The following is a 2395-nucleotide window of genomic DNA, read 5'->3' on the forward strand; positions in this document are numbered from 1 at the left end:
CGCGCCCGCCTCGGCGGCAGGCGCGGCCGCGCCGTCGGCCGCCTGCGCCGCCCCCGTGCCGCGCTGTCCGGCCAGCGCCTCGTCGCCGGCGGCGCGGCGCAGCGCAGCGATGCTGCGTTGCTGCTCGCCCAAAGACTGACGCAAGGTTTCCAGCATTTGTTTTTGCTCGGCAAGCTGTTTCTTCATCGTTTCGAGCCGCTCCTCCAGGTCGGCGCGGCTGGTGCCGGCCTGCTGGGCGTGGACGGCGGCGCTCAGCAGCAGCGCCGCCGCACCCGCGGCGCCGAACCCTACCATGTGCTTGTATTGCATTATCTCTCCTTGAAAAAGGGGCGGAAGGCTGTGGATGCCGGCCGACGCCGGCGCGGACGGGATGGCGCGGCGCCGTCAGCGCGCTCCGGCGACATTGCTGAGGGCGCTGTGCAAGCTTTCCTGGAAATTGATCATCTTTAAGAGTTCCAGGCTGTTGACGCTGGCGTTGATGACGGTTTGCGTGCGCAGCACCTGGTTGTTCAGGGTGTTCTGGATCACCGTCGCGGCCGCCTGCCGGGCAGCCCCCGGCACAAAGGTGTTGCCGGAGCCGTTTTGCAGCAACGTCAGCGCCGCCTCCGCGCCGCCCAGCCGGGACAGGTCGGCGATGTGGACGGAGCTGCTGGCAACGACCGCGCCGTTCACCGTCGCCAGCCTGTCGATGCCGAGCGACATCAGCAGGCCGCCGCCCAGGTCGACGCCGCCGCGCGCGCCGTCCAGCACGGCCTCGGCCACCGGCATCCAGACCTCGGCGGCGGCGGCCGGCGCGGCCGAGGCCAAGGCCGAGGCCGCGCAACACAGCAAGCGGGCGGCCGCACCCTGTCGTTTCGTTCGCATCACGCCTCCCCTCAAAATTCGCCCGGTCCCAGCTTGGGCATCGTCAGCAAGTCCAGGCCGTTGCGGTTGACGGCCGCCGCCAGCGGCGCCGGCGGCGCCACGCGCCAGTCGGCCGCCTCGTTAAAGCGCACCGGCCCGGCGTGCCCGTGGATGACAAACAGCAGTTTGCTGCGCCACATCGCCTCGAAACTGTCGCGCGCCAGCGCCCGCGTGCCGCCGGCCGGATCGCCGATCAGCACGCGGCTCGGGCTGAGCCCCTTGACGACGACGAAATGCTGGTAACCCTGCTCCGACAGCAGCACGATGGCGGGAGAACCGGCCTCCCCCAGCTTGTGCAACGGTAATTCAAAGCCGTCCGCGACGAAGCCGTGCGCCGCAAGGAAGCGTTTGATATCGAGCAAGGAAAACCCTTCCTTGCGGATTTTCTGCTGGTCGCCGTGCAGGTACATTTGCTCAAACACAAACTGTTCGCTGACCGGGTAGTCGTAGTGGTGGCTGAGCAAGGTCGCCACCGCCGCCGAGCCGCAACTGAAATCGTATTGCTGCCGCAGCGTGGTCTGGAAACGGGCTTCCTTCAAGCTCGCCACCGGCACGTTGAAGCGGCCGCCGCCGACAACGCCGCCCAGTTCCATCGCGGCGGCGCCGCAGCACACCGCCAGCGCGGCCGCCAGCACGCCCATCCGCAGCGCGCCCATGTTCAGCGCAACTGCAAATTGACGATGGTGGCATTCTGGATCAACACGTTCGCCCCCGAATTCTGGATCACCACCGGTATCCCGGCGACGTTCGTGAACGCGGCGCCATCGATGATATTGCTGCCGGTTCTGACGTTGCTGGCGGCGTTGCCGCCGACCAGGGCGCTCAAGCGCGCCTCGTTGCTGACGGTGTCGGCGCCGCCGCGCGCGTACTCCAGCCGCGCCTGGCCGACGGCCACGCTAGCCTCCTGCGCCGGCCCGGACAGGTGCACCCGCGCCGGCGGCGCAGCCGCGAACACGGGCAGCGCCGCCACCGACGCCGGCAGCGGCACGGCGATGTCGTCCGCCACGCAGGGCGCGACGGCCGCCGCCGCAAGGTCCGCCACAGCCAGCATCAGCGCGGCCGTTCCCATATATCGTATCCATTGCATAAGACCTCCTTGTCCTGTCGCGCCGCCCGCCGGCGCCGCCCCGGCGCCGGCGGGCGGTCGCGCGCCTTAGCGTCCCAACGCCAGGTTCGCCTGCACCGTCACGCTTTGCTGGATCAACGACGACAGGCCGCTGTTCTGGCTGATGACCAGCAAGCCCGCCGCCGACTGCGCCGTGCCCGTCATCGTGTTCGACATATTGAAGGTGCCCGCATTGACGGTGTTGCTGCCGCCGGCGCCGCCCGTGCCGGCGCCGCCCGTGCCGCCGTTGCCGGCGCCGCCGGTATTGCTGCCGCCGCTGCCGCCGGCGCCGGCCGTGTTGCTGCCGCCGGCGCCGCCGGCGCCGCCGCTATTGCCGCCGCCACCGGCGCCGCCCGTGCCGCCTGTGCCGCCCGTGGCGTTGCCGTT

The 2395-nt window shown here is 70.2% G+C and carries 3 protein-coding genes and 2 pseudogenes; all 5 read right to left on the bottom strand.

The annotated features are described in order from the left end of the window. A pseudogene (locus OIK44_RS25590) lies at positions 1-309 on the bottom strand (acetate kinase); the annotation flags it as partial. A 75-nt stretch (positions 310-384) separates the two neighbouring features. Then, positions 385-864 carry a hypothetical protein gene (locus tag OIK44_RS25595; protein ID WP_273675077.1) on the bottom strand — a complete coding sequence of 160 codons (480 nt, stop codon included), beginning with the start codon at positions 862-864 and terminating at the stop codon, positions 385-387. 11 nt (positions 865-875) lie between these two features. Continuing rightward, a complete protein-coding gene (locus OIK44_RS25600) occupies positions 876-1559 on the bottom strand; it encodes a C39 family peptidase (RefSeq protein WP_420213890.1) in 684 nt (227 codons plus the stop codon). 2 nt (positions 1560-1561) lie between these two features. Beyond that, the gene (locus OIK44_RS25605) at positions 1562-1990 is read right to left on the bottom strand and encodes a hypothetical protein (RefSeq protein WP_273675078.1); all 429 of its coding nucleotides are present in this window, start codon (positions 1988-1990) and stop codon (positions 1562-1564) included. A gap of 66 nt (positions 1991-2056) precedes the next feature. Next, positions 2057-2395, bottom strand: a pseudogene (locus tag OIK44_RS25610) (hypothetical protein); the annotation flags it as partial.

This window comes from Janthinobacterium fluminis (assembly GCF_028595325.1).
GTDB lineage: Bacteria > Pseudomonadota > Gammaproteobacteria > Burkholderiales > Burkholderiaceae_D > Janthinobacterium > Janthinobacterium fluminis.